Raw genomic sequence first — 25,257 nt, 5'->3', positions numbered from 1 at the left:
CCAGAACCGAGAGATTCCGCCATCAGAAGCCGGAATTCGCACCGCCGCCCCTAAACGCAATCTTCCTACCGATCCTCCTCAGACCCCGTGCTGCACTGCACCTACTGCCATGGGTGGCAAGTGCGCGGACAGCGAATGGGTGTTCTCGGCACGAGCTCCCCCAGCGTCCACCAGGGTCTCCTGTTCCGGCAGCTCAGTGATGACGTCACGCTGTTCCTCCACACGATGCCCGCCCCGGTCGGCGAGGCATCAGACCAGCTCGCCGTCCTGGACATCCGGGTCGTGAACGGCATCGCCGACCGGCTGTACGCTGAGAACGATGTGCTGAGAGCTGTCGTCCTCGACGACGGGCAGCAGTTCCTCGTGGACGAGGTGACTGTGGCATCCCGCTTCATTGCGCGGGCAGACCTGTACGGGCGGACAGCGCCGCCCTTCCACGGACGCGCGTGACGCGGGTGCACGGTGAACGCCGATACGGTCCGGGCGCATCGTGCCGCTGTTAGTTGAAGGTGGCGATTAAATCGCAGCTTGAAATGGCGACTTCCCGTTCCTTTGTGGAGGGCTGAGTGGTCAACTTCAAATTCGGCCCCTCCGAGAGAATATTTGAAGCCCACTTGGGAGGCCTCGAACGCCGCGGAACCTGCAACGGGCGGCCAGTCGTCAGCCGCGCTCATAGGGAGACTCTTGGTCAGGGTCCTGCGATTTCCTTCTCCGGGATCGCTGCCTTGAGCTCTGAGCGGAGCGGATGCGACTCCCCCACGGCCAGGCGATGCCGCTGTTCCGCCGAGCGCCCCCAGGCAGTTCCGGTGAGAACGAGGGCAATGCCGCAGTACCCCGCGATCCCTATGCTGTCGTGGGCGATGGTGATTCCAATGGTGGCTGCCCAGATCGGCTCGGTGCCGAGTAGGAGGCTGACCCTTGATGGAGAAGTCCGCCTGACCGCCCAGATCTGAACGAAGAACGCGAACACAGTGCAGATGAGCACCAGATAGAGGAACATCACTCTCTGTCGGGGATCCAGCTGGGAGAGGTAGTGCGGGATGGAATCGCCGTAAAGGAACGAACCTGTCGTAAATAGAAGCGCGCAGGTGCCCAGTTGCACGGTCGTGAGGTGCAGTGAATCCATGGCTTTACCGCCGGTGAGCTTGTGCATGGAGACGACGTGCGCGGCGCGTACTACCGCGGCGGCCAGCACGAGCAGGTCTCCGGCGCTGGGCGGGTCGAAGGTGCCGTTGCCGGCCAGTAGAACTACCCCGGCCACCGCAACTGTGGCCGCTGCAAAGAATGTGCCAGGTAGCCGCCGGCGCGACACGACGGACTCAAGGACCGGAGTGAAGACCATGGTGAGGCTGATGATGAGCCCTGCGTTCGTCGCCGAGGTATGCGCGATCCCGAATGTTTCAAATGCAAAGACCGCTGCAAGCAGCACCCCAATCGGTATGCCGGCGAACAGCTCCGTACGGGTCAGGCGCTTCCCCCGGACACCCGCAATTGCAGCCATGACCCCGGCTGCGAGCAGCATCCGCAAAGCGAGAAGCGCCAGCACCGTGCCCGCTGAGACAAGTTCCTTCGCCACGAGATAGGTCGATCCCCAGGACACGGCCACCAGAAGCAACAGAAGATCGACCCGGAACGGTGCAAGGAAAGTAATCATCCACCCCATGGTCTCCGTGTACATGCATTAGTACCAGAGGCCATTTTTGCTCAACATGCATTAGTTTGGACTAATGGAACTCGGTCAGCTTCGCGCTTTAAGGGAACTGGGCGACAGGGGCAGCATCGCCGCAGTCGCCGCTGCCCTCCGCGTCACTCCGTCATCTGTGTCCCAGCAACTCAGCTCCCTGCAGCGCCGCTCGGCTGCCCCACTGACCTTCAAAGACGGACGACGGACTGCACTGACCGACGCCGGGCGCGCCCTGGCCCTGGCGGCCGTGGATGTGGAAGTGGCGCTTGAACGTGCGGAGCAGGCGGTCGCACAGTTCCAGAGCGAACCGCACGGGACCGTGGCGGTCGCGGCCTTCCACAGTGCGGCACTGGCCCTCTTCGGCCCGCTACTAACCAAGGTGAGCGCCCCGGGCCAGCCCGGCGTTGCCCTCAGCGACTTCGACGTGGCCCAGGAAAGCTTCCCCGCCCTCGCCCAGGATCACGACCTGGTCATCGCGCACCGACTGACGGGCAGTCCGCCGTGGCCGGGGGCGGTGCGCGTCGAACCGCTCTTGTTCGAACCCCTGGACCTCGTAGTCCGCAAGGACCACCGGCTGGCAGCCAAAGACTCCGTCGCGCCGGAGGACCTCGGCGAAGAAACCTGGGTGGCCGTGCACCAGGGATTTCCCCTTGAGAGCGCCATCGAACAAATCGCCGGCATCGGAGGTGCCGAAGCGCGCATCGTTCACCGGATCAACGAGTTTTTCGTAGCCGCTGCCGTGGTCGCCGCCAGCGACTGCGTCGCGTTGATGCCCCGCTACACCACGGACATGCATCATCATCCGGACCTTGTCCTCCGTCCGATTTCCCGTCTGGGGCCCGGCCGGCATATCGATTGCCTCGCCCGCCCCGAAACCCTCGAACGGGCGAACGTGAAAACGGTCCTGACCCAACTCCGGGCCGTCGCAGCCAGCCTCGCCACGCCCCCACCTTCTTCTTGAGACGGTGCCGACGGCCGCGTAGCGGACTCGGTGGTGGTGCCCGGGCGGGTTCTCTCACGTCCGGCGCGGTTGGCACTGCGCCGGAACCGGGCGGGTCATCCTGCCTCCTGCCGGGCGGCGTATTGCTGCCGACCACGACGCTGGGGCCGCTGCAGGCAGTGCACTAGCACCCGTGGATCTCGTCGTGGGGGCTCGGAGCGTCGATGAAATTCACCGAAATCAGCGTCGCACCGATGTCCCGCACTTTAGCGAGCAGGCCATGCAACGCCGCCTGATCGACCACCGGACCGCATAATATGGTCGTTCCATCGCCCTCCCGGGTGAGAACCAGGCCTCCGAACCAATCGGCCCAGCAAGTGTCGAGGTGTCCCCTGATGCGGAGTTCGTATCGCCCAGGCTCCTGGTGTTCTGCAGGCATTTCGTTCATCCCCGTTCCCGGATCCTGACGGCCGCAGCTGTACGGGTCGCCCGCCCGTGGACCGTCCGCACGTCCAATGCGAGGGCGGCGGCACGGGTGCCGCGGTTCGACATGATTCTCAACCCCCTGGCGCTGAGAACTTTCGGGAAGCTTCGAGGAAGGACATGCTTGTGGAAGCATCCTGCGCACCTTGCGGAGTCATGGGCGTGGAATGGCATCGTGATCCGGGTCTGTTTGTATGGAAACATCCTGATGCGAAGCAATTGGCGGTCCTTTCGGTGTTTTATAGGCCCCGGGTCGGAGGCGCTCCTTCTGGAGGGCGCGGACCGTCATCCGGCAGATGGCCTCCTTGATCCAGGCACCCGTGCGGCCCCGGAATCGCAGCCGCCGGGGCGAGTCGTCCGGTCCGACGACCTGTATGTAGCTGTCCCGCCGGCCCAGGCTCAAACACTGAAGAACGTAACCTACCGACACCGGCTCCGGTTCAACGCCCCTGAGTTGGGACAGAGCTGTCTGGGCTGCGACGCCGCCCAGGGGAAGTGCCGCCGCGCATCCCATCCGCAGGTGGCTTCCAACCGATGCCGGGACGACGACGGCGTCCCCGGCGCCGATAATGCTCGCATACTCCACCGAGCGAAGGCACGCGTCAACCCGGAGCCGACCGATCCCGTCGGTGGCGAGGCCGCTGACCGCCGCCAGCTCGGGAACGCCGAACGAGGCAGACCAGATACACACGTCGGCACTGATCAGTTCACCGGATTCCAGGACCACGCCCTCCGGGGTCACCGCAGCCACGCGTTCACCCGACCGGATGGTCACGTTCAGACGGTTCAGTGACCGGCGGATGCTTGCCCGGGCCCGGGGTGTCATCGATTCGGCAAGCTCCCCGCCGCAGAGAAGGATCACACCGGCGTCGGGATGCTGCTCGGCGATTTCAGATGCTGCTTCCACGGAGGTGAAGCCGCCGCCAACGATGACGATCCGCTGACCGGGCGGGCCCTGCTCGATGGCATACCGGGCTCTGAGAGCCCCGTCGACATCCGCCAGCGGGTAGGCGTAGGCGCCGACGCCGGGAATCCCGGTTGAGGTCCGGCTTCCGACTGCGTAAATCATCAACTCGTAGTGAAGTGTCAGCGTTTCGGCATTGGTTCGGACCCCGATGATCTGATTCACCGGATCAATAAGTACCGCCGTCCCTGCCAGCAGCCGGACGTCCGGGTGCAGGACGCTGGAGAGCGGAACTGCGGCAGTCGGGATCGTCCCGGCCGCAACTTCGTGAAGCCGGATCCTCTCAATGAATGAGTCTGTCGGGTTGATGATGACGACGTGCGTGCGCGCCGCCTCCTCAATCGTGAACGATGATGCCAATCTGTTCGCGGCGATGACGCCGGCGTAGCCGGCACCGATGACGACCACCACCCTTTTGCTGCTCCAACTCCCGGTTTCGGCAGGTGCATCATTCATGTGTCGTCCTAAGGTTCGTTCGGAGCCCGTACCGTCCGTCGATCCCGGCATGGGTGCATTTTGTCGAGTTCCAGGGGCTGCGAGCGGCAGGATGGTCATCCGCTGCCTGCGACCCGCACGACTACCTTGCCCTTTTTGCGTCCGGTGTCGACGAAGCGGTGGGCTTCGACGGTGTCGGAGGGTCCCGGGTGCGGTCGGTGACTGCCTGGTACCGGGCCGATTCCGCGAGGCTGACGAGGATTGCCAGTCTTCAGCGGTGCACACGCCGGTGACCTGCGCGCCCACGCGTTTGCCGGGCTGTACCGCAGCCCTTCCCACGGCGCAGGAGGCATCGTTGATCAAGACGTCGGCATGGCCGCCGAACCTGGCGCCGAGCACGGCGATCACCTCATCGCCTGGTGTGAGCGCACTCAGGCCCGCGCCCACGGCGGCGACAACGCCGGCAACATCTATGCCCAGGATGCGGATGCGGGGCCCGAAAACCCGTGGGACACCGGGCACTCGCAATCCTTTGTGAAGGCTGCGGCTGCGCGCCCGGTGACCGGCGGCGCTGAGCGTGCTCGCGTGGACTTTGACCAGCACGTCGCGTGCGCCGGTGATGGTGTCGGTACCTCCTCGACCCGGACGATCTCCGGAGGTCCGTACCGCCGGTACAAGCCGGCCCTCATCGCGAGGCGGCCGCATGGGGCTCCACGGAGCGGCCGGAGGTACGGGACGCACGCGTAGACAACCGGGAACGGCGTCGGATAAGGTACTCGGCCACCGCCAGGTTGATCATCCAGGCTGCCCCCATGAGCACAGCCCGGCTCGTCACGTCGGGCGGGCTGGAAAGAAGTTCCGGGATGATGAGGATCAGGGCTTGGGTTCCGGCGCCGAGTCCGATCGCATAGGCGCGGGTCATCCATGCGCTGTGCCGGACGAAATCCCGACGTCGAACTGCGAGGAATCCCAGGACGATGCTCATCAGCATTACGCTGCCAAAGATCAGCCGAAGAATGAGAAGAATGACGCCGTCGCTGGGTGGCAGAGCGTAGAAGACTGCCATCCACAGGCCGGAGAGGGCAACGAGCAGACCAGCGGGTACCAGAATGCGTCCGGACACGCGGTGCCAGCCGCGCCTGGCTCGACGAAGTGAGGGAACGAACTGGAACGCTCCGAGCAAGGAGTACACGGCGGCACTGACAATGTGGATCACCACCGGGATGGGCGAGGCGAAGAACCTCTCGTTCTTCGGTGTGATGTCGGCTCCGCCCGTCAACTCGCTCAGACGCAACGTCCCGCCGAGAATCGGGATGAGGCTCAGGACAACCAGGGCCGTAGGCACGAGCCACTGCTTTCCGGGTGCCTCGCGGGCGGCGGGACGCGGGGTGCCCGGTGTGCCGACAATGGCAGTGGCTGTCTTTCGGATGGCATTCAATGGGAATCCTCTGGTTAGCTGGTCCTCGAGATGACTGCCTGGGCGGTGAAGGCTAGGTACGAAGAACGTTATCCGGCTTGGGCTTCTCGGAGAAAAGGTTGCGGCCGCAGCGACGCTGCGTGTCGATTGCCGGCCCCGTTGGGCCTTCAGGCGGCCGCGGTTTGGTCGGGCTGTGGGCTTCGCATGCTGGTCACGGGAAACGCCGTGCTCTTCCGCTCTTCGGACCAGAGCGAGTATCCCAGCCAGATCAGAGCCAATCCGACCGGTACGGCGAAAATGCTGCCGGCTGTATGCGGGAAAACTGAAGCCAGAGGGGTTATGACCATCCCGACGACCAGGAGGGCAGCGCCCCAGCGTGAAAGGATGCGTGCACGGAATATTGCGATACCCAGCAGCAGGCCGCCGGGAATATAGAGCACGGCCGACACCAGACTCATCGCCCCCAGGGCTCCCAGGCTTATCTCGCCGCCGGAGCCGCTGAATATCCCCAGGAAACTGTCAACGAACTGCGGCGCCTCGGGGGCCAACGGCGGCAGGATGAGGGTTTGAGCGAAGGTAAAAGCCGTCAAGAGCACGAACCATAAACCGAACATGAGATAGCCGATCAGGCCGAGTAGGCCGGTTTCCTTGACCTGGCGGAGGTAGATTCCCGTCACGCCCACCAGTCCCAGGACGGACATGCACAGCGTCATGTAACCCACAATCGCCCACGCGCTGCCGGTGACGGCGGAAACGTCGTCCGACGGATGGATCGGTTGTCTGACGATGTATAACATCCCGGCCAGCACAGCGGACAAACCGGCCGCCCGTATAAGTTTCGTGGTTGTGATGTTCATGGTCGCTCTCTTTTCTGGGCGGCCCGGGACCGGTGCCGGGGACAACTCGAAGCTACCGAGGCATGTGGTGACTCCACATCACCAACCTTGGTGACTGATGTGGTGATTCCCGACTGATCGCCGTCAGATCAAGCCCCGCTCTTTGCCGTAGCGGACGGCTTCCGGGCGGCTGTTCACTTCGAACTTGGCGAAGATGTGCTTGGTGTGGGTGCGCAGGGTGTTAACGGAGACGAACAGTTCGCGGGCGATCTCCGGTCCGCTCAGTGGCGTGTCGAGCAGCCTGAGTACGTGCAGTTCGCGCCTGCTGAGCCCCTCCGATCCGGGCTCCGGGATGGCGGCAGTGACAGTTTCTTTACCCACTTTTCCGAAGGCCCGGAGCAGCCGGCCGGTGAAGGCCGGGGCGATTCCCTGTTGCCCGGCCTCGTGCAACAGGGCCGCCATGGGGGCGCCTTCATCGAGAAACAGCCGGACGTAGCCCTCCGGTCCGGCTTCCACCAGGGCCCGTTCCAGCGGCACCAGCGCCGGTGAGCGTTTGCCCTGCGCCTGCAGGGCGAGAGCCTGCAGGACGAGGATCTCGTACGTGCTGGCGTTGCGTCCGGATGCTTCTGCGGCATGGAGCAGGCGGAGCAGCAGTCCCAGGGCCTCGCCAATGGTGCTCTCTGCCGGCCGGAGCCTGTACTGCGCGATGAGCAGACGCGCCAGGGTGATGTGTTCAAATTCCCGCAGATAGCTGAGGTCCCCGGCGGCCGACAGCCCGCAGCTGCGAGCCCACTCCAAGCCTTCAGGCACCATGCCTTGCCGGATTCGGACGCGCGCCTTCAGTGCCGCGATCGGGCGGACCTCGGGGAAAAAGCCGCGCAGGTACAGGCGCTCAGCTTGGTCGAGGGACTCGATGGCGCCCTCCAGGTTTCCTTCGACTTCCCTGACCCGTGCCATCGCAACGAACCACCTGTAGCCATGTTCGGTCAGTGGTGCGGCGCGCCGGCTCAATGCCGTGCTCGTCTGCAGATGTTGGGTGGCGCTCTCCAGGTCATCGAACTCGCGGCGAAGCTCGCTGAACCCCACGTGCAGTTCGGCTGTCGCACGCGGCACCGGATCCCCCTGTGCTGCCGCCTGCTTAAGTGCCCGTTCGTAGATGCGTCGTGCTTCCTGCAGCTGCCCCCGGGCGATCCACATATCCGCCAGCAGAATGGTGCTGCTTAGTTCATCTGTCAGGTTGCCGGCCTCATGCAGGCTCACCACCGCACCTGAAAAGGTTCGGACCGCTGTGTCGAGGTCACCCTGTGCCCAGGCTGCCAGCCCCAGGAAAGCGGCTGCCGCGCCACGGGCGAAGTGGTCTCCTGGCTGGGTGAGTTCGAACGCCTGCCGTGCGTGCTCCGCCGTGCCGGCCACGTCCCCCCGCGCCTGAGCCAGCGACGCGCGGTACATCGCGATGATCGACGGCAGCGTATGGAGCTCTTGTTCGCGGACTGATGCCTGAGCGGGATCTCTTGGAACCTCACCGCCGCCTGCCAGGGCTTCCAGTCCCTGCTCAGCGATCCGCAGCCAGGATTCGGCCGCTTCGAGGTCGCCGGAGACGAGCATTCTCCAGGCGCAGAAGACACTGAGCACCGGACGGGTGCGGACCACCTCATCAGGAAGTGCCCTCAGCCAGCCCAGCACCATTGCATCCTGCCTGGTCCGTCGCATAGCCGGCAGAACCGACTCGATCAGGCCCGCCGCCCGTTCGAAGTCCTCGGCGGCCAGCGCGTGCCTGACCGCCTCCTCAGGCAGGTCGTTGCGCTCGTACCATTCGCTGGCCAGGCGGTGCAGCGCAGGCGCACGGTCCGGCAGTTCCTTCCGGACCCGTGCCCGCAGCACTTCAGCGAACAGGTGGTGATAGCGATACCACTGTCTGCTGTCGTCCAATGGAACGACGAACAGGTTCTCCCGCTCCAATGCCTCGAGCATCGCGCTGCCGCCCCTCACCCCGGTGACGGCTTCACACAGAGGACCGGTCAGGCGGTTCAGAACGGCGGTGTGCAGCAGGAAGCTGCGGACCTCATCGGACTGGCGCTGCAACACCTCCTCCACCAGGTAATCAACGATGAAGCGGTGGCTTCCCGTGAAAGCCTGGATGAACCCGGATACGTCACCGTGCTCCCGCAGGGAGAGTGCCGCCAATTGCAGGCCGGCGATCCAGCCTTCGGTCCTGGTCTCAAGGGCAGCGATGTCATCGGTCGAAAGGCCCAGGCCCATCACCTGGTTGAGGAAGTCCGCCGTTTCGTCGGGCGTAAAGCGCAGGTCGGAGGCCCGGAACTCGTTTAGCTCGCCCCGGCTCCGCAAGCGAGCCAGTGAGAGCGGTGGGTCCGACCGGCTGGCGATTGCCAGATGCAGCTGCGACGGCAGATTGTCGAGCAGGAAAACGAGGGCCTCATGGATCGGCCGTGCATCAATCACGTGGTAGTCATCAAGCACGAGGATGAACTCCTTGCCCGACCGCGCCACGCCGTTGATGAGAGAGGTCAGGGCCAGTTCCACCGGCAGGACCTGGTCGCTTTGCACAAGGCCCGTCACCTCTGAACCGATTTCCGCGTCGGTTCCCTGTAACGCCGCGACGACATAAGTCAGGAAGCGGGAGACATCATTGTCGCCTTCGTCCAGCGACAACCAGGCGAGACGCGCCGCCGGGTTATGCCGCCTGCGCTCAGCGATCCATGCGCTGAGCAGCGTGGTCTTGCCGAAGCCTGCGGGGGCACAAACGAGCGTCAGCTTCCGGCCTGAACCCAGCTCCCCGTGGAGACGCATGAGCAGCCGAGGCCGGGCAACAATCTGCGGGCGCGGGGCGGGAACGAAGAGTTTCGGAGCCAGCACAGGCGTCGGCATGCCCCAAGTATAGGCGGAGGGGATGCGGCCTCAGGGAGACGCCACCGCACCAATCGACTTGGGGCGGATCACCAATCAGCTGGTGCCTCATGTGATCTGCGCCCGGGTGCCTGGTCGGGACAGCCGTCAGGCGACTCGGTCATACCGAAACACGAGCGCATTTTCGCCAAGCTTGAAGTGAACAGCCGCCCCAGCGGCCGTTCACCAGGCCAAGGAGCGGCGGCCTGTTCTGCCCAGGGCGCTGAAAGTCGATCACCACATCGATCACCACGGATGGTGATGTGGCGTCACCACATGCCTCGGTAGCTTCTAGTTGTCCCCGGCACACGCCCCCGGGCCACGTTGCTTCCACTCACCAACCAACTAACCGACTGCTCTTCCTAGCAGTCGAAGCAAGGAGATCTAATGTCATCCATGGCTGAACCCGGGAACGGTTCCCTCAACTATCCGCTCCGATTCGCCGCAGTCGCCGGCATACTTGCGGCCGCAATCCTTTTCGTGAATGCCGGCAAGCGTGCCGGATTCATACCCCTCAGTCCGTTCACGCAGTTGATAGCGCCGTTGGCACAGGCGTTCGCGATTGTGCTGATCATCGGGATCGCGCAGGTCGCCCTGCGCAAGGCAGGACGGTTTTCCGCCGTAGCAGTCGGCATGAATCTCGTTGGGCTGTCTGCAGCAACCGGAACCGAATGGGTGATCAACCTGGTATTCGCGCAACTCGACGCCTCACACATCACGGCGTTGCGTTCGGGCCCTCTGGGGACTGCATTCCTGGTTGCTTCGGTAGTGTTCCTCGCGGGCTCGCTGCTGTTTTGCATCGCACTCTTCAGAGATGAAACAGCACCCAGGATTCCTACCGTGGCGTACGCACTGGCCGCGATTCCCATCGGATTCCGCAACCTTGTGCCCGAGGTTATCCTCGACCTGGGACTGATCATCCTTGCAGCATCCGTGCTCTGGCTCGCGCTCTGGCTAGTCACCGGACCGAGCCCGGCCAACGCCCCAAAGGATCAGGCAAAGTACACGATTCTCACCAAACAGCCATGATTGCAGCCAGGAACCTGGGCCTAGTCCAGGCCGTCGGGGATTCATCGTGCGCGTGCTTCGAGGACATCGAGCCCATTTCGGACTCGTCGCCGAAATCGTAACCGGGCCGGAGGACGTGTTCGGTGGCCATCTCGACCGGGTAAGGATTGTCGCCGGCGGAGAACCGCCGGATCATCGGTTCAGCTGCGTCGACCACCGTTGCTCGTCCACTGAAGGGAAGAGCCGCCTCTTGGAGGATGCATCCGCAGCTGTAGTTGTCGAGCAGGGCATGGGCGTGCGCCGTGGAACCGTTTCCCCATTCCAACGTTTCCCCAGCAGGCAGTCCAATGTCCGTAGTATGGGCGCATACTCAAAGACTCACAGCCAGAACAGTGCCGGCCGTGCCGTTTGCACCTCAACTACGGCGCTGACCAGTTGTGCCCAGGGTTCATGGTGAGCGACCGACTGACCGGCCGACCATTCGGAATTCGCTGCAACCGGGTCCGGAAGGAGTGCCCCGGCATCGTGGATCCGAAGTACGTCCCGAGGGGCAGTCCCCTGTCTTGTAGGCGGTGTACGGGAGCACGCAGGACAGCAGGAGGACGGATCCGACGTGAACACGCCGATCCGGAAGACGACGGCGTTGATTGCCTTTGGCATGACTTTTTCGGGGTGCTCGGTTTTGCCAGCCGCTGAGCCGACCAGTTCGATGGGCGGCGCCGGCGAAGATGACGCCCCGGATCGCGACAAGGACCGGAAAGGTGACCAGGTCGGGTGGAACCGGCCGGAGGGCATCCGACGAAGCGCGCTGACGCACCTGAACCGGGTACAGGGAGGTCTAACCCGCAGTGGGCGGCAGGTTCTCGAGCGGGTAACCGCGATCAAATCCCGGCCGTCAAGAACGTCCGACAGCCCGGGTTTTATAGCGCCAAGGTGGTGGCCAAAAATACCTGGTTCCGGCCCTGTGCCTTGGCTTGGTAGAGTGCCGCGTCAGCGGAAGCGATGGCTGCCTTCAGGGCATCGCCGGCGGCGTTCACGGCGGCAATGCCGTAGCTGACGGTGGGCAGCAGAAGCGCCGGGTCAGAGTCCTTCATTGTCAGACTGATCTGTTCCGTCACGCGGGCCGCCTGCTCAGGCGTAGCCCCAGGAAGATAAAGGATGAATTCCTCCCCACCATACCGGCCTACGAGATCATTCGAACGGACCGAATTCCTGCAAGCAGAGGCGAAAGCGTTCAAGGCAGCGTCACCGGCCGCATGACCGCTCCGGTCGTTCACGGCTTTGAAGTGGTCCAGATCCGCCATTACGAGAGATCCGAAGCTTTCGGCCCCACGCCGGCCACCCAACTTATCCTCCAGCAGACCCAGGAACGCGGCACGGTTCAGCAGGCCGGTGAGGCCGTCATGGCTGGCACGAACCCGGAGTGCCTGCGTCACCTGTTCGGCGCTGAGGGCCGCGATACTGAAAGACACCACGATCAGGAGCGTGATGGTCAGAAGCGTTGTGGCGGCAGAACCGAAGTAGGTTCGGAAAATTGCGCCATCAGCCCCGCCCAGGATGAATGCCCCGCAGCGGAACAGGTAAAAGAGCGCAACGACCCCGGAGGTGACAGCCATCGGCAGCTCCGCCCCGTGGTACACGCTTCTTCGCCGCCATAACTCCCAAGATGCAAGCCCGATCATGAGGGACATCGACATCAGGAAATACGGGCCACCCGACCAGTTGTTGGTCGAAGGATGATCGAGCGCCGACATAGTCGCCGTGACGATGGGAGCGGCCGCGAGTTGCCAGCGCTTGACCTTCTTCAGCCGCAAGGAACGGACGGCGCCCCACACACAGCCTGCACCCAGCACCAGCACGGCGTTTCCGGCGGGGTTCGCCCACCGCTGGTGCCAGGTCCCGTTCAGCAGATAGGCGGAGGATCCCAGGAGAAAGGCAACCACGGCCAGGCACCACCATGCGCTGTATTCAGACTTGGTCGAACGAAACGTCACCAAGTAAAAAAGGACCAGCAGCGTAAGCGCTGCTACGGCAAACGCTACGCGAAGACTAAATACATCAAGCAAAAATATGTCCTGCCAATGAACGGAAATTGTTGCACCAGCATGCCGGTTGCATCGTTTCCATTTCACTACGTGGCGTGCGGCATTTCGTTCGTTTCACTCCAGGAAATGATGGGATGACCCGTACGTCTGCTCACGATTTCTCAGACCCGCCATCGTCGTCGCTCGCGAGTACCTGGTTGGCGATCAAATCCACGCGATCAGCGGGAGTGAGCCGGTCGTCGTTCTGGATGTCAGCAACGTCCCTGCCGTAGGTCGACGGCGCTCCGACGTCATCCTCCTTGGCGGAACTGGCGTTGCCGGAGTCCTCCTTGTGGCGGACCTCCTCCAGATGATGCTCCAGCTTCTCTTCCGCCTCCCGTCGACGCTGACCGACAGTGCGCATTTGCTCCGTGGTCGGTGAACCGACGTAATCATCCTGGCCTTGATGCTTTTGCGACTTCTCGTCCTTCTTTTCGCTCATATTGGCATCGTGCCACCAGGTCCCCGCCTCGGGAAGAGACGGCTGCTAGTTCAAATCCAGCAGCCGCTGCCATCCAATGAGCGCATCAACCAGTGATCCCCCAAGACAATGCTGGCGCCTAAGGCGGGGCTTCAGGCGGCCAAGCGCATTGGTGAGGCCGGGGTCAACGCGTCATCGGGTCCCACAATGCTGAAACGACAGTCAGCCTGAAACGGATCGATGAGCTCAGGCAAATGACGGGACCGGGAGAAGGCCCGGAGTTGCACCAGTGCGACGGGATCGACCTTGGCGTGCGAGACGTCAACTTCCATGACCAGCCCTTCGAGCAGGGCATTGGCACGCTTTACGACAACGTAGAGGGCCTGAATGCTTTGTAGTGTCACGTGACCTCTGGCTGCCACTTGCGCCTTCGCGCAATCCAGATCGACTCGAACCAGGATGCTGAGCTTATCGTTCATGATGATGCCACCTCCATCGACGGGCTGCGACGCTGCAACCCCCGTCTAGGGTAGGCAGGAAATGTGACCCACGCAACAACATGAAGCTGCCGGGACAGAACCTCGTGCATCCCCGTTCAACGGATCGGCTGTCCGAATACGACTGCTGGCGCCCGGTGGACATCGCTGGCCGACGGGAGGACACTCGCTTGATGGCTGCGATCTCTGTCGTGCCCGCGAACGAGGCAAGTTGGGACGACCTCCGGACGATCTTCGGCACCCGCGGCGACCCGTCCGGGTGCCAGTGCCAGTGGTTCAAAATCCGGGACCGGGACTGGAGTTCCGTCCCGGTCAGTGAACGCGCCGAACGGCTACGCCTGCAGAGCGGCTGCGGCAGACCGGCAGCGGACTCGACGAGCGGGCTCGTGGCGTATCTCGACGGTGAACCCGCCGGCTGGTGCGCCGTCGAGCCCCGCACGGCCTATGTGCGTTTGCTCCGGGCCCGGATCCCGTGGACCGGCAGGGAGGAGGACAAGGACGACGACGGCGTATGGGCCGTGACCTGCTTTGTCACCCGTACCGGCTTCCGCCGTCGCGGCATCAGCCGCGCCCTGGCCCACGCCGCAGTCGGCTTTGCCCGGAGCCGCGGCGCCCGCGCCGTCGAGGGCTATCCGATCATCACCCGTCCCGGGCAGGAGTTTTCGTGGGGTGAACTCTTTGTGGGCAGCCGCAACATCTTTGTCGACGCCGGGTTCACCGAGGTGAGTAGACCGACGCCGAGGCGCGCCGTCATGCGGACCGATTTCTAGCGCGGCGCACGCGCCGTGCAGCAGATGGGACCCCGCTCCCCCGCTGGCACGCCAATGGCCCCCGAATGGCCGGTAAGGACCATCCGGGGGCCATAGTTCGAGAGCGTCCCGCTCGTGCTACATCACGGGCCGGCGGTGAAGCTCCAGGTCGTGGCCGGGATGGGGTTGGGTCCCGGCGTCGACGATGCCGGCAGTCAGCCCGGCCGTGAACCGGGTGTTCGCCGCCATCGCCAGGGCGTTGTTTGCCGCGTCCCGGATGGCCGTACCGCCGCCGGTCAGGCTGGCCGTGTGGGTGGTGCCCGCGGACAGGTTGGCCGTCGGGTTCAGGGTGGCAACCCGGGTGGCGGCGTCGTACGTGACCGCACCGGCAACGGCGGTTCCGGTGGCCGTTCCCGTCCGCAGCGTGAACGTCGTGCCGCTCACTGCCTGGACGGCTTCATTGAACGTGGCCGTGATATTCGTGCCGACGGCTACGGCCGTTGCGTCCGCCGCGGGTGTCCGCGTTGTCACGGCCGGAACGACGGTATCCGCCGTGTTGAAGGCCACGTGGCGCCGGCGTAGCGTTGCCCGAGGGATCGGTGGCGGTGTTCTTCAAGGACGCCGTGTACCTGGTGTTGCTTGCCAGGGGATCCGTCGGATCCAGGGTTGCCCTTCGGGCAACCGTGTCATACGTCGCCGCAGCCGGGACGACGGCGCCGTTCGCGTCCTGCAGGACGAAGGACGTACCGTTCACGCCGGTGACGGTGGCATTCGCCGCCGCGGACTGCGCGGTCAGGGTCGGCACTACAGTGTCCGGATCGCCGATTCGCCAGGCAAAGGTTGCCGGCGCCCCGACATTACCCGCGGCGTCGGCGGCCCGCACGTTGAAGGTGTAGTCGCCGGTGAGCTGCGCGTCATAGGACATGGGCGACGCACGGGCAGGATCCCACGAGCTGTTGCTGGGCAGCAACTGGCGTTCATGCGAGGCCGCCGGATCATCGCTCCGGTACGTCACGGTGGGAGTGATGGCGGCGACCATCAAGGCCGGGACTGGCAAAGCGGCGCCGTGCCTCAGGACCCGGGTTCCGAGCAGTATGCCGGCACTTCGCTCCGGTTGCAGGTCCTCGAGATCATCGCAAGCCTCCTCAACAGCACCGGGCCCGAACTGGAAGAGGTGCGGGTCCGGCTGCGGAATCTTGTCAGGGAGCATCCTTGGGATCCGGAAGTCGCGCTGTTGCTGCATCTGAGCGGCGTTGAGAAGGACATTGCCGCTCTGCCGAAAGTGGTCACCCCCGCTACCCAGCCACCCGCCGTCCAGGCGACAGCGCTTGCCGGGGAGCCCTCACGGGGTGATGGTCCCGGGTTCCGCTCAGCGGCCGGAAAGGCCGCCCCGCCGCCGTCGTTGCCGCCGTCGTCCCGGTAGGCACGCTTCCTCTCGGAAGAGGCAGCGTCGCCGTCGACACTGTTCCTCAAGCTTTCGCGGCTGGTCGGGCGGCGCTCGCGGGCACCGGCTCGTGCCGCAGGTAGCTCCGGCTGAACCTTCCACTCCCGGAGGTCAGCGCGCGTAATTCAATCGAATACCGCAACAGTTCCTGATCCGGGACCTCGGCGCCGATTTCGGTGATGTCTCCCCCGGCGGACGTTGTGCCGGTCAGGCGTGCACGGCGGGCGGACAAACCGCTCATCACCGCGCCCACGTGCTCGTCTGAAACGCTGATGATCACCTCCGAGACGGGCTCCAGCAACTGGATACGCGTGGCCGCAGCCGCCTCGCGCAGGGCCAGCGCGCCGGCCGCCTGGAATGCGGCATCCGAGGAGTCCACACTGTGGGCCTTGCCCCCGAGCAGCGTCACCCGGATATCCACCACCGGGAAGCCCGCGGCGACACCTTTCCGCATCTGTGCCCGTACCCCTTTTTCCACCGAAGCGATGAAAGGCCCCGGAATCACGCCTCCCACGGTCTTGTCGATGAATTCGAAGCCGGCACCACGCTCGAGCGGTTCGACGTCGATGTCGCAGACGGCATACTGGCCGTGGCCGCCGGATTGCTTGACGTACCGGCCGTGGCCTGCCGCGCGGACCGCAAAAGTCTCCCGCAGCGGTGTCACCACCTCCACCGTATGCAGGTTCACCCCCTGGTCCCTCAGTCTGCCCAGGACCACCTCCGCGTGCGCCTCACCCATGCACCACAGGATCAGCTGATGGGTCTCGGAGTTCCGCTCGACCCGGAGGGTCGGGTCGCCGGCTGCGACCTTTCCCAGGCTCCTGGCCAGGACGTCCTCGTCACCGTGCGAGGCCGCCTCGATTGCGACGGGCAGCAGCGGTTCGGGCATCTCCCACGGCTGGACCAGGAGCGGCAGCTCCTTGGCCGAGATGGTGTCCCCGGTCTCGGCGGCGCCCAGCTTGGTGAGGGCGCAGATATCTCCGGCCACACAGTATGGAACCGGCCGCAGGCTCGAACCCAAGGGGGAGTACAGGTGCGCAACCCGCTCGTCGCTGTCGTGGTCTTCATGGCCCCGGTCCGCCAGGCCGCGGCCGCCGACATGGACCGCCGAGTCTTCCCGCAGCGTGCCGGAGAAAAGGCGGACGAGGCAGACCCGGCCCAGGAACGGGTCGATCGTGGTGCGCACGACCTCACCGGCCAGGGGACCTGCCGGGTCACAGCCCGTCAGTCCGACCGGGCCACCCGCCAGATCCGTCACGGGCGGCAGTTCACGCTCCAGCGGGGACGGGAACGCCCGCGTCATTGTCTCCAGCAGTTCTGCCAGGCCGAGGCCGGACTCTGCGGAGGTCGGCAGCACCGGATGGAAGGAGGCCCGGGCCACCGCCGTCTCCAGGTCCTGGATCAGGATTTCCGGCGCTATGTCCTCACCGGCAAGGTACCGGTCCATCAGCGTCTCGTCTTCACTCTCGGCGATAATGCCTTCGATGAGTGCGCTCCGCACAGTCTCCGACGCGCCGCGTTCGACGTCGTCGGCGTTCCGGAGGGCGGGCACCGGGTTGTTGGGCAGCAGTTCCGACACGGTGCCGGAGAGCAGCCCGAGCAAGCCCGAGGTGGCGGCCCCCGAGCGGACCGGAAGGTAGAGCGGCATCACCGCGTCACCGAAAGCCTGCCGGCATCTGGCAAGGGCAGCGTCGAAGTCTGCCCGGGGATGATCCAGGCGGCTGATCACGACCGCCCGGGGCATGCGGGTGCGCTGGCACTCTGCCCAGAGGGCGCTTGTGGCTGCGTCAATATCGTCGACCGCCGAGACGACGAACAGCGCCGCGTCCGCGGCCCGCAGTCCGGCGCGCAGCTCGCCGATGAACTCCCCGTAGCCGGGAGTGTCGAGCAGGTTGACTTTGACGCCGTTGACCACGACGGGCACCACTGAGAGCGCGACGGAACGCTGCTGGTGGATGGCTGCCGGTTCCGAATCGCTGACCGTTGTGCCTTCCGCGATCGAGCCCTTGCGTGAGATGGCGCCGGTGGCGGCGAGCAGCGCCTCGGTGAGCAGGGTCTTGCCTGATCCCGAGTGGCCGATGAGGGCCACGTTCCGGATTTGTTCCGGTCGGTCCGGCGGAAGTCCGTCGGATGCGTCCGCCCGCCGGAGGTCGGCGCCGCGGCCGGGATTCTTCGCCGGAACCTTTGCATCCTTCGTCGGCATGAGTACCTCCTGGCGTTGTATCCATGGTCCGCATCCGTGCGGCGGAAGGGCTTGTGTTAAGGATTTGACACCCTGCAGGGAGCAGACAGCAAGATGCCAGCCAATCTCGGGCCCCTCGGGCTCCCGGGGCCCCCGGCTTGCTCGCGGCTCAGCGGCCGTCGTAGGCCTTTTGCAGTGCGGCGATGTCCAGCTTGTGCATCGCAAGCATGGCCTGCATGGCCCGTTGGGAACCCACCGGATCGGGGCCGCCGATCAGCTGGCCCAGCACGGACGGTATGACCTGCCAGGAGACACCGTACCTGTCCTTGAGCCAGCCGCACTGGCCTTCGGAGCCGCCCTGGCTCAACGCCGCCCAGTAGCGGTCCACGTCCTCCTGTGAGGCACAGTCGACGACGAAGGAGACCGCCTCGCTGAAGGTGAAGGCCGGTCCCCCGTTCAGCGCGGTGAAGGTCCGGTCTCCGATCTCGAAACGGACAGTGATCGCCTGGCCTGCGGGTCCGGAGCCGCCCTCGCCGTAGCGGGCCACGTCCAGGACCTTGCCGTCCTCGAAGACGGAAACGTAGAACTCGGCGGCCTCCTCGGCCTGGTTATCGAACCACAGGCAGGTGGTGATTTTTTCGCTCACTGCACACGCTCTTTCCGCTCTGCCCGTGCCGCAAGGCTGTGTCCGGCGGCGGTGCGGGTTGAGCCAGAGCCTAGTCCCGCGGCATCGGGGACACAACGTCCCGGCCCCCGACGGCACTGCGGTGATGGACTGATCCGCCCGGGCCTGGCCGCCGGGCTAGGCTTGAAACCATGACGTCATCCACGCCCCCGCTCCCGCGTGCTTCCGACCGGGGTTCGAGCCTCAGGCGGGCGCCGGCCGCCGTGGCCGACGCGGCGCTGATCCTGGTCTTTGCCGCCATCGGCAGGGACGCGCACCAGCGCGGTGAGATCGTGACCGGGGTCCTGGCCACTGCCTGGCCCTTCCTCGCCGGCGCCGCGGCAAGCTGGCTCGTCCTGCGCGCCTGGCGCGCTCCCCTCGCGCTGTGGCCGACCGGCGTCGGCGTCTGGCTGGGGACTGTGGCCGTCGGCATGCTGCTGCGGGCCGCCACCGGGCAGACGGTGGTTCTGCCGTTCGTCGTCGTGGCGCTGCTGGCGCTGGGCGTTTTCCTGCTCGGATACCGGATCCTGGTCTCCGGGGTGGACCGGTTCCGGGCACGCCGCCGGCAGGCCTGATGTACTAGGCTTGCAGGGATATGGCACAGCCCCCAGGGGCACATGATCGGCCGGCAACGGCGCAGCAGATCCGGAAAGGAACAGATGTGGTCACCGCTTTCGTCCTGATCAAGACAGACGCTTCCCGCATCCCGGAAACCGCGGAAGAGATTTCCGCGATCCAAGGCATCAGCGAGGTCTATTCCGTGACCGGCGAATGGGACCTCATTGCCATCGCCAGGGTGCCGAAGCACGAGGATCTCGCGGACGCGATCGCGGACAAGCTCTCCAAGGTTGCCGGCGTCGTGCACACCACCACCCAGATTGCCTTCCGCGCCTATTCGCAGCACGACCTCGACGCGGCCTTCGCCCTCGGCTTCGAACAGTAGCCGTCGGCACGGCACCGCCATTCGGGTCCGTACCGCCTCCTGGGCGCGTGACTCAGCTGCGGGAGAGCGCGACCCAGCGGTCCAGCACTTCGGCCGCCGCGCCGGATTCGATCGATTCCTCGGCCCGCTTCAGCGCCGCCGCCATCCGATCCTTGAGCGGGCCCACTGCATCAAGGTCGAAAGCCACCAGGCCTGCAGCGGCATTCAGCAGGGCGGCGTCGCGGGCGGATCCCGGAGCACCCGACAGGACGGCACGGACGACGGCGGCGTTGGCTGCCGCGTCCCCGCCGCGCAACTCTTCAAGGGTTGCTCGACGGATTCCGAGTTCCCGCGGGTCGAAGGTCTCGTCGGCAACCCCGCCGTTCCTGATTTCCCAGACCCGTGACGGTCCGGTGGTGGTCAGTTCGTCCAGCCCGTCGCTGCCGCGGAAGACGAGTCCGCGGCTGCCGCGCTTGGCCAGTACGCCGGCCACCAGCGGTGCCATCCGTTCGTTGGCGACGCCGACGGCCGAGGCCTGGACGTGTGCGGGATTGATCATGGGACCGAGGAAGTTGAAAGCCGTAGGCACGCCTAGTTCACGGCGGGCGACGGCGGCGTGCCGCATCGAAGGATGGAAGACCTGGGCAAAGCAGAACGTGATTCCGGCCTCCTCGGCGTTGAGCGCGACACGCGGAACCGGAAGGTCCAACCGGACGCCGAGGGCTTCCAGGACGTCAGCTGAGCCGGACGTCGAGGACGCCGCACGGTTGCCGTGCTTGACCACTTTTGCGCCCGCGCCGGCCGCGATCAGGGCGGCCATCGTGGAGATGTTCACGGTGTTCTGCTGGTCCCCGCCGGTGCCGACGATGTCCAGCTTCTCGCCGGCGATGTCTACCGGGTTGGCGTTGGAGATCATCGCCTCCACCAGCCCGGCCAGCTCATCCACCGTCTCGCCCTTGGCCCGCAACGCAACCAGGAACCCCGCTACCTGCGCCGGTGAGGCCTCACCGGACATGATCGAGTTCATCGCCCACTGCGTGCTGTCGGTCGTGAGATCCGTACCGTCAATGAGTGCGCCGATGAGCCGCGGCCAGGTGTTGCCTGCGGGCCGTGCAGATGCCTGAGAAGTCACCTCCCGATGCTATCGAGGTGCGGACCGCTATGACCAATGTGAACGGATGCGGGAACTTTTCCGCGCGAATTCGCGCCTTTGTAGAAAAAGTCCTTCGAAAACGCGGTTCGCGTTGGGCAGGAGGGAGTTTTATAGACATAATGTCTATGTGACATCTGCGACCCATGCCCCCAGTACCCCGGCGCACCCGACGCTGAATCGCCCGAACATGGTTTCCGTTGGAACCGTAGTCTGGCTGTCCAGTGAGTTGATGTTCTTCGCCGGTCTCTTCGCAATGTACTTCACACTCCGTTCGACTTCCGGACAGATGTGGGCCGAAGAGACAGCCAAGCTCAACTTCCCCTTTGCGCTCGTTAACACGATCATCCTTGTGGCAAGTTCCTTTACTTGCCAGATGGGTGTCTTCGCCGCTGAGCGGCTCCAGCCGCGCCGAAGCGGCGGCCGCCTCAGCTTCACCCGCTGGGGAATGAACGAATGGTTCACCCTGACCTTCATCATGGGTGGCATCTTCGTGGCCGGCCAGTCGACGGAGTACGCCATGCTCGTATCGGAGCATGTTTCACTCTCCTCCAACGCCTACGGCTCGGCGTTCTACATCACGACAGGCTTCCACGGCCTGCACGTCATCGGCGGCCTGGTTGCCTTCCTGCTCATCATCGGCCGCTCCTTTGCAGCGAAGAAGTTCGGCCACTTCGAGGCAACCTCCGCGATAGTCACCTCGTACTACTGGCACTTCGTCGACGTCGTGTGGATCGGCCTTTTCCTGGTCATCTACGTCCTCAAGTAGCCGCGACATGACTCCTTTTCTACAAGAGGCAGAATTTCTAGAAGTGGCTCCCCGAGCCAACGCAGGATCGAATAGAGGAACCACCACGTGAAGGCACTTTCGCAGAAGCGACGTCACCCACTGGCAGCAATAGCGCTGCTACTGATGGGCCTCCTGGTCACGGGTGGGTTGTACGCCGTTGCTACCACCGTCAATCAGGCCAAGGCCACCACCGGCTTCACCGCTAACGACGCGGAGGAAGGCGGCAAGCTCTTCGAGGCCAACTGCGCCACCTGCCACGGCATGGGCGCCAGCGGCTCACAGGACGGACCCTCCCTGGTAGGTGTCGGCGCCGCTGCCGTTGACTTCCAGGTTGGCACTGGCCGCATGCCCATGCAGATGAACGGCCCCCAGGCCGCCAAAAAGCCCGCCCAGTTCAACGAAGAGCAGACCCGCCAGCTGGCTGCGTACGTTGCCACCCTGGGCCCCGGCCCGTCCATCCCCGAAGAGCATCTCCTCGACGAAAAGGGCAACGCCGCCGAGGGCGGAGAGCTGTTCCGCGTGAACTGCGCCATGTGCCACAACGCTGCCGCAGCCGGCGGCGCCCTGACCCGGGGCAAGTTCGCCCCGGGCCTGGCCGACGTCTCCGGCACGCACATCTACGAAGCCATGGTTACCGGCCCGCAGAACATGCCGGTGTTCAGTGACGCCAACATTTCGCCCGAAGGCAAGCGCGACATCATCACCTTCCTGAAGCAGATTGAGGCCAACGGTTCACCCGGCGGCGCCGATCTTGGTGCCTTGGGTCCCGTGTCCGAAGGCCTGTTTGTGTATGTCGTCGGTCTGGGCGTGATCATTGCGTTCACCATCTGGCTGACCTCGCGGACGTCCTAGCGCGCCTGCTGCACCTGTACGAAGTTTCTGCTGACCCTTCAGCAGTTCGAATTGAAAGCTAACCCGGCAGACGCCGGGACGAGAGAGGGATGAGGCGAATTATGGGCAACCATAGTGACGGCAGTCCGAACCACTCGGGCACCGTAGCTACGGCTGGTCAGAATGAGGTGGAGAAGTTCCAGGATCCTGGAATTCCCCCGCATCGTTTGCGCCTGGCTGACACGGACCCGAGGGCCGCAAAGCGAGCAGAACGGCAGGTAGCCCTACTTTTCGGGGCCTCCGTTGTCGGCACCCTGATATTCCTGGTGGCGTACTTTGCCATCGATCTGGGAGACGACACCACGATCGCGACCATCCGGCTGCAGAACGCCCTGCTGGGCATCGGCACCGCGTTTGCCATGCTCGGCATCGGCACCGGAATCGTGCACTGGGCCAAGGCCCTCATGCCGGACCATGAAGTCTCGGAGGAGCGCCATCCGGTCCGGACCGAGGATGACCGCCAGGCCGCCGTTCGGATCGTCGACGACATTGTCGAGGAAAGCGGCATCAAGCGCCGCCCGCTGATCCGGAACACCCTGCTCGGCGCCGTCGCACTCGCTCCCCTGCCGGCCCTGGCCATCTTCGGTGACCTCGGTCCCCGGCCGGACAACAAGTTGGCGCACACCATGTGGGCACCGCAGGAGGGCAAGCTCAAGCGGCTTACCCGCGATCCGGACGGCACCCCGATCAAGGCCTCCGACGTGACCATCGGCTCCGCCTTCCATGTCATTCCGGAGGGCCTCAACGAGCTGCATGAAGGCAAGCTGAACGAGAAGGCCAAAGCAGTGGTCCTGCTCATGCGCCTGAACCCCGAGTCCCTCAAGCCCTCCGCAGGCCGCGAGGACTGGGGCTACAACGGGATCGTCGCCTACTCCAAAATCTGCACCCACGTCGGTTGCCCTGTTGCCCTGTACGAGCAGCAGACGCACCACCTGCTGTGCCCGTGCCACCAGTCAACCTTCGACCTGACTCAGGAATGCAAGGTTATCTTCGGCCCGGCAAGCCGGCCTCTTCCCCAGCTGCCGATTGCAGTTGACTCCGAGGGCTACCTCGTCGCCACCAGCGACTTCAAAGAACCTGTAGGACCTAGCTATTGGGAGCGTGATGAGCATGAGCGCAACACCGACGCCTAATGCCCCCACCTTCGTCGCCAAGACCAAGACCGGCCGCGTCACCGACTTCGTTGACCAGCGCGTTGGCGGTTCCGCCATGCTCCGCGAATTCGGCCGCAAGGTCTTCCCGGACCACTGGTCCTTCATGTTCGGTGAGGTGGCGCTGTACTCCTTCGTCATCCTGCTGCTCTCCGGCACCTTCCTGACGTTCTTCTTCGATCCGTCGATGGCTGAAACGCATTACAACGGCTCATACACGCCGTTGAAGAACGTTGAAATGTCGGTTGCCTACAGCTCCTCGCTGGATATCTCCTTCGATGTCCGCGGCGGGCTCTTCATGCGCCAGGTCCACCACTGGGCGGCACTGCTGTTCTGCGCCTCGGTTGCGGTGCACATGCTGCGCGTCTTCTTCACCGGCGCCTTCCGGAAACCCCGCGAACTGAACTGGGTGGTGGGCGGTGTCCTGCTCATTCTCTCGCTCGCTGCCGGCTTCACCGGCTATTCCCTCCCCGATGACCTGCTCTCCGGCAACGGCCTGCGCATCATCGACGGCGTGGTTAAGTCGATTCCGATCGTCGGCACCTACATCTCGTTCTTCCTCTTCGGCGGAGAATTCCCCGGTACCGTCATCATCGGCCGCCTGTACATGCTGCACATCCTGCTGGTTCCGGCTCTCATCCTCCTGATGATCGTGCTGCACCTCTTCATGGTGGTCGTGCACAAGCACACCCAGTACCCCGGCCCGGGACGCAACGACAGCAACATCGTCGGTTACCCGCTGGGCCCGGTCTACGCGGCCAAGGCCGGCGGCTTCTTCTTCATCGTGTTCGGTGTCGTTGCCCTGATGGCGGCGTTCTTCACCATCAACCCGATCTGGAACTACGGCCCCTACGACCCCTCCCCCGTCTCGGCAGGCACGCAGCCTGACTGGTACATCGGCTGGGTCGACGGTGCCCTGCGCCTGATGCCGGGCATCATCGGTGACTGGAAGATCGAACAGGTGTGGTTCGGCCACGTCTTCAGCTTCAACGTCCTGCTGCCTGCCCTGGTGCCGGCCGGCATTGTGTTCACGGTGCTCTTCACCTACCCGTGGATCGAACGCTGGATCACCAAGGACGACCGCGAGCACCACGTCCTGGACCGCCCCCGGAACGCCCCGACCCGCACGGCAATCGGCATGGCCGGCTTCACGTTCTACTGCGTCCTGTGGGCCGCGGCCAGTTCCGACCTCATCGCCACGCACTTCCACGTGTCGCTGAACGATGTCACCTACTGGTTGCGTGCGCTGTTCTTCATCGGCCCGGTCATCGCGTTCGCCGTGACGAAGCGCGTCGCCCTGGCCCTGCAGCGCAAGGACCGCGAGATCGCCCTGCACGGCCGCGAAACCGGCCGCATCGTCCGGCTGCCGCACGGCGAGTTCATCGAGGTCCACGCCCCGCTGGATGAGTACAAGCGGTACAAGCTGGTCGGTTTCGAGTCGCCGTCCCCGCTCCCCGCGGAGCCGAACGACCACGGCGTTGTCGACAGCAAGGAGAAGCGCCGCGCGATGCTCTCCCGGTGGTTCTTCGAGGACCGGGTTGCCCCGGCCACACCCGCTGAGCTGGCGGCGGCCCACGGCCACCACGGCGGGCACGAGGCAATCGAGGCGACCGAGTCGCAGAAGACCCTCAGCCACTAGTA

At 64.7% G+C, this 25,257-nt stretch carries 25 protein-coding genes and 2 pseudogenes; 11 read left to right on the top strand and 16 right to left on the bottom strand.

Annotated features, from left to right (window positions below):
* Positions 1-120 precede the first annotated feature (120 nt).
* A complete protein-coding gene (locus QFZ69_RS09250; RefSeq protein WP_306917525.1) occupies positions 121-450 on the top strand; it encodes a hypothetical protein in 330 nt (109 codons plus the stop codon).
* 238 nt (positions 451-688) lie between these two features.
* Here the strand turns inward: QFZ69_RS09250 and QFZ69_RS09245 are convergent, their stop codons facing one another.
* Positions 689-1,654 (bottom strand): DMT family transporter, encoded by a 966-nt coding sequence (locus QFZ69_RS09245; protein WP_307000057.1) that lies wholly within the window; start codon positions 1,652-1,654, stop codon positions 689-691.
* A 73-nt stretch (positions 1,655-1,727) separates the two neighbouring features.
* Between QFZ69_RS09245 and QFZ69_RS09240 the strand changes: the two genes are divergently transcribed.
* Complete coding sequence (locus QFZ69_RS09240) at positions 1,728-2,645, top strand: LysR family transcriptional regulator (protein WP_306917521.1); 918 nt, start codon at positions 1,728-1,730, stop codon at positions 2,643-2,645.
* A gap of 616 nt (positions 2,646-3,261) precedes the next feature.
* Here the strand turns inward: QFZ69_RS09240 and QFZ69_RS09235 are convergent.
* The 5 genes and pseudogenes from QFZ69_RS09235 to QFZ69_RS09215 form a co-directional block, all read right to left on the bottom strand.
* On the bottom strand, positions 3,262-4,527 hold the full coding sequence (locus QFZ69_RS09235) for an NAD(P)/FAD-dependent oxidoreductase (protein WP_306917517.1): 1,266 nt from the start codon (positions 4,525-4,527) through the stop codon (positions 3,262-3,264).
* Between the two features lie 438 nt (positions 4,528-4,965).
* Positions 4,966-5,211 (bottom strand): annotated as a pseudogene (locus tag QFZ69_RS23320) (hypothetical protein); the annotation flags it as partial.
* A complete protein-coding gene (locus QFZ69_RS09225) occupies positions 5,192-5,944 on the bottom strand; it encodes a DUF2306 domain-containing protein (protein WP_306917513.1) in 753 nt (250 codons plus the stop codon). The gene QFZ69_RS09225 and the pseudogene QFZ69_RS23320, both read right to left, overlap by 20 nt.
* Positions 5,945-6,090: 146 nt before the next feature.
* Positions 6,091-6,780 carry a hypothetical protein gene (locus QFZ69_RS09220; protein WP_306917511.1) on the bottom strand — a complete coding sequence of 230 codons (690 nt, stop codon included), beginning with the start codon at positions 6,778-6,780 and terminating at the stop codon, positions 6,091-6,093.
* 123 nt (positions 6,781-6,903) lie between these two features.
* Entirely contained in the window at positions 6,904-9,645 is a 2,742-nt protein-coding gene (locus QFZ69_RS09215; protein WP_306917509.1) for a LuxR C-terminal-related transcriptional regulator, read from the bottom strand.
* Positions 9,646-10,050: 405 nt separating this feature from the next.
* Here QFZ69_RS09215 and QFZ69_RS09210 point away from each other — a divergent pair, with 405 nt between their 5' ends.
* On the top strand, positions 10,051-10,692 hold the full coding sequence (locus tag QFZ69_RS09210; protein WP_306917507.1) for a hypothetical protein: 642 nt from the start codon (positions 10,051-10,053) through the stop codon (positions 10,690-10,692).
* Here the strand turns inward: QFZ69_RS09210 and QFZ69_RS09205 are convergent.
* The 5 genes and pseudogenes from QFZ69_RS09205 to QFZ69_RS09190 form a co-directional block, all read right to left on the bottom strand.
* Positions 10,676-10,888, bottom strand: a complete 213-nt coding sequence (locus QFZ69_RS09205) for a hypothetical protein (protein ID WP_306917506.1) — start codon at positions 10,886-10,888, stop codon at positions 10,676-10,678. The genes QFZ69_RS09210 and QFZ69_RS09205 overlap by 17 nt on opposite strands.
* 330 nt (positions 10,889-11,218) lie before the next feature.
* Positions 11,219-11,422 (bottom strand): annotated as a pseudogene (locus QFZ69_RS23315) (L-asparagine permease); the annotation flags it as partial.
* 169 nt (positions 11,423-11,591) lie between these two features.
* Complete coding sequence (locus tag QFZ69_RS09200) at positions 11,592-12,803, bottom strand: GGDEF domain-containing protein (RefSeq protein ID WP_306917504.1); 1,212 nt, start codon at positions 12,801-12,803, stop codon at positions 11,592-11,594.
* Between the two features lie 64 nt (positions 12,804-12,867).
* On the bottom strand, positions 12,868-13,197 hold the full coding sequence (locus tag QFZ69_RS09195; protein ID WP_306917502.1) for a hypothetical protein: 330 nt from the start codon (positions 13,195-13,197) through the stop codon (positions 12,868-12,870).
* Between the two features lie 131 nt (positions 13,198-13,328).
* Positions 13,329-13,655: a hypothetical protein gene (locus QFZ69_RS09190; RefSeq protein WP_306917500.1), complete on the bottom strand. Its 327-nt coding sequence runs from the start codon at positions 13,653-13,655 to the stop codon at positions 13,329-13,331.
* Positions 13,656-13,846: 191 nt separating this feature from the next.
* On the opposite strand from QFZ69_RS09190, the gene QFZ69_RS09185 reads away from it, so the two are divergent.
* Complete coding sequence (locus tag QFZ69_RS09185; RefSeq protein ID WP_306917498.1) at positions 13,847-14,443, top strand: GNAT family N-acetyltransferase; 597 nt, start codon at positions 13,847-13,849, stop codon at positions 14,441-14,443.
* 117 nt (positions 14,444-14,560) lie between these two features.
* On the opposite strand, the gene QFZ69_RS09180 is transcribed toward QFZ69_RS09185, so the two are convergent.
* Both QFZ69_RS09180 and QFZ69_RS09175 read right to left on the bottom strand, forming a co-directional pair.
* On the bottom strand, positions 14,561-14,953 hold the full coding sequence (locus tag QFZ69_RS09180; RefSeq protein ID WP_306917496.1) for an Ig-like domain-containing protein: 393 nt from the start codon (positions 14,951-14,953) through the stop codon (positions 14,561-14,563).
* Positions 14,880-15,479: an Ig-like domain-containing protein gene (locus QFZ69_RS09175; RefSeq protein WP_307000054.1), complete on the bottom strand. Its 600-nt coding sequence runs from the start codon at positions 15,477-15,479 to the stop codon at positions 14,880-14,882. Before QFZ69_RS09175 ends, QFZ69_RS09180 begins: the two co-directional genes overlap by 74 nt.
* A 9-nt stretch (positions 15,480-15,488) precedes the next feature.
* On the opposite strand from QFZ69_RS09175, the gene QFZ69_RS09170 reads away from it, so the two are divergent.
* Entirely contained in the window at positions 15,489-15,845 is a 357-nt protein-coding gene (locus QFZ69_RS09170) for a hypothetical protein (protein WP_306917494.1), read from the top strand.
* A 46-nt stretch (positions 15,846-15,891) separates the two neighbouring features.
* Here QFZ69_RS09170 and QFZ69_RS09165 read toward each other — a convergent pair whose 3' ends face one another.
* Both QFZ69_RS09165 and QFZ69_RS09160 read right to left on the bottom strand, forming a co-directional pair.
* Positions 15,892-18,069, bottom strand: coding sequence for an elongation factor G-like protein EF-G2 (locus tag QFZ69_RS09165; RefSeq protein WP_307000052.1), 2,178 nt, complete (start codon positions 18,067-18,069; stop codon positions 15,892-15,894).
* Between the two features lie 148 nt (positions 18,070-18,217).
* Positions 18,218-18,694, bottom strand: a complete 477-nt coding sequence (locus QFZ69_RS09160) for a VOC family protein (protein ID WP_306917493.1) — start codon at positions 18,692-18,694, stop codon at positions 18,218-18,220.
* Between the two features lie 170 nt (positions 18,695-18,864).
* Between QFZ69_RS09160 and QFZ69_RS09155 the strand changes: the two genes are divergently transcribed.
* Together QFZ69_RS09155 and QFZ69_RS09150 are read left to right on the top strand one after the other, a co-directional pair.
* Entirely contained in the window at positions 18,865-19,287 is a 423-nt protein-coding gene (locus QFZ69_RS09155; protein ID WP_306917492.1) for a DUF3054 domain-containing protein, read from the top strand.
* An 86-nt stretch (positions 19,288-19,373) separates the two neighbouring features.
* A complete protein-coding gene (locus tag QFZ69_RS09150; RefSeq protein WP_306917489.1) occupies positions 19,374-19,655 on the top strand; it encodes an Lrp/AsnC family transcriptional regulator in 282 nt (93 codons plus the stop codon).
* Positions 19,656-19,707: 52 nt separating this feature from the next.
* Here the strand turns inward: QFZ69_RS09150 and trpD are convergent, their stop codons facing one another.
* Positions 19,708-20,766, bottom strand: a complete 1,059-nt coding sequence (gene trpD / locus QFZ69_RS09145; protein WP_306917487.1) for an anthranilate phosphoribosyltransferase — start codon at positions 20,764-20,766, stop codon at positions 19,708-19,710.
* Between the two features lie 208 nt (positions 20,767-20,974).
* Here trpD and QFZ69_RS09140 point away from each other — a divergent pair, with 208 nt between their 5' ends.
* From QFZ69_RS09140 to QFZ69_RS09125, 4 genes are all read left to right on the top strand, one after another.
* Complete coding sequence (locus QFZ69_RS09140) at positions 20,975-21,553, top strand: heme-copper oxidase subunit III (RefSeq protein WP_307000050.1); 579 nt, start codon at positions 20,975-20,977, stop codon at positions 21,551-21,553.
* An 87-nt stretch (positions 21,554-21,640) separates the two neighbouring features.
* On the top strand, positions 21,641-22,426 hold the full coding sequence (locus tag QFZ69_RS09135) for a c-type cytochrome (RefSeq protein WP_306917483.1): 786 nt from the start codon (positions 21,641-21,643) through the stop codon (positions 22,424-22,426).
* Positions 22,427-22,527: 101 nt separating this feature from the next.
* On the top strand, positions 22,528-23,598 hold the full coding sequence (locus QFZ69_RS09130; RefSeq protein ID WP_306917481.1) for a ubiquinol-cytochrome c reductase iron-sulfur subunit: 1,071 nt from the start codon (positions 22,528-22,530) through the stop codon (positions 23,596-23,598).
* Positions 23,576-25,255, top strand: a complete 1,680-nt coding sequence (locus QFZ69_RS09125; RefSeq protein WP_306917479.1) for a cytochrome bc complex cytochrome b subunit — start codon at positions 23,576-23,578, stop codon at positions 25,253-25,255. The genes QFZ69_RS09130 and QFZ69_RS09125 overlap by 23 nt, the downstream gene beginning before the upstream one ends.
* Positions 25,256-25,257 lie beyond the last annotated feature (2 nt).

The organism is Arthrobacter sp. V1I7 (genome assembly GCF_030817015.1).
GTDB lineage: Bacteria > Actinomycetota > Actinomycetes > Actinomycetales > Micrococcaceae > Arthrobacter.
The sequence above is the reverse complement of the archived record's forward strand: the minus strand, read 5'-3'. Positions and strand labels throughout refer to the sequence as shown.

Excerpts from the sequence above, each read along its gene's own strand:
- QFZ69_RS09245 (WP_307000057.1), bottom strand. The coding sequence starts at position 1,654 with ATGATTACTTTCCTTGCACCGTTCCGGGTCGATCTTCTGTTGCTTCTG.
- QFZ69_RS09240 (WP_306917521.1), top strand. The coding sequence starts at position 1,728 with ATGGAACTCGGTCAGCTTCGCGCTTTAAGGGAACTGGGCGACAGGGGC.
- QFZ69_RS09235 (WP_306917517.1), bottom strand. The coding sequence starts at position 4,527 with ATGAATGATGCACCTGCCGAAACCGGGAGTTGGAGCAGCAAAAGGGTG.
- QFZ69_RS09220 (WP_306917511.1), bottom strand. The coding sequence starts at position 6,780 with ATGAACATCACAACCACGAAACTTATACGGGCGGCCGGTTTGTCCGCT.
- QFZ69_RS09215 (WP_306917509.1), bottom strand. The coding sequence starts at position 9,645 with ATGCCGACGCCTGTGCTGGCTCCGAAACTCTTCGTTCCCGCCCCGCGC.
- QFZ69_RS09210 (WP_306917507.1), top strand. The coding sequence starts at position 10,051 with ATGTCATCCATGGCTGAACCCGGGAACGGTTCCCTCAACTATCCGCTC.
- QFZ69_RS09195 (WP_306917502.1), bottom strand. The coding sequence starts at position 13,197 with ATGAGCGAAAAGAAGGACGAGAAGTCGCAAAAGCATCAAGGCCAGGAT.
- QFZ69_RS09190 (WP_306917500.1), bottom strand. The coding sequence starts at position 13,655 with ATGAACGATAAGCTCAGCATCCTGGTTCGAGTCGATCTGGATTGCGCG.
- QFZ69_RS09185 (WP_306917498.1), top strand. The coding sequence starts at position 13,847 with ATGGCTGCGATCTCTGTCGTGCCCGCGAACGAGGCAAGTTGGGACGAC.
- QFZ69_RS09165 (WP_307000052.1), bottom strand. The coding sequence starts at position 18,069 with ATGCCGACGAAGGATGCAAAGGTTCCGGCGAAGAATCCCGGCCGCGGC.
- QFZ69_RS09155 (WP_306917492.1), top strand. The coding sequence starts at position 18,865 with ATGACGTCATCCACGCCCCCGCTCCCGCGTGCTTCCGACCGGGGTTCG.
- QFZ69_RS09140 (WP_307000050.1), top strand. The coding sequence starts at position 20,975 with ATGGTTTCCGTTGGAACCGTAGTCTGGCTGTCCAGTGAGTTGATGTTC.
- QFZ69_RS09130 (WP_306917481.1), top strand. The coding sequence starts at position 22,528 with ATGGGCAACCATAGTGACGGCAGTCCGAACCACTCGGGCACCGTAGCT.
- QFZ69_RS09125 (WP_306917479.1), top strand. The coding sequence starts at position 23,576 with ATGAGCGCAACACCGACGCCTAATGCCCCCACCTTCGTCGCCAAGACC.